This is a genomic window from Paraburkholderia sp. BR10923, assembly GCF_040948765.1.
Taxonomy (GTDB): domain Bacteria; phylum Pseudomonadota; class Gammaproteobacteria; order Burkholderiales; family Burkholderiaceae; genus Paraburkholderia; species Paraburkholderia youngii.
The window spans coordinates 1-247 of sequence record NZ_JBFPKO010000248.1; the positions used below are offsets into that span (position 1 = coordinate 1).

At 53.0% G+C, this 247-nt stretch carries 1 protein-coding gene; it reads left to right on the forward strand.

The features are described 5' to 3' along the window. Window positions 1–32: 32 nt before the first annotated feature. Window positions 33–247 (forward strand): hypothetical protein (locus tag AB3X94_RS42340; RefSeq protein ID WP_368614516.1); only part of this gene is annotated, 215 nt, incomplete at its 3' end.

The window sequence follows — 247 nt, forward strand, 5'->3', positions numbered from 1 at the left end:
GCCTCACAGTGCTTTAAAAAGGTTGATGCGCGTTGAAATTGCACAATGCGAAAGATTTAGCGACGGTGGGCGCTCAAATCGTGGAAGGCCGATTCCGGGCGGGGGTATTTCCGCATCCTGTTAAGCGTTGGGGGTTTCCGGCGGAAATCGTGTTGTTGGAATTGCAGAGACCTGGCATATTGCTGGGTATAGCCTGCAAATTCTGGCGAGGTTTAGATGGGTCCGAAGGCGCCTGTAACGGAGAAGG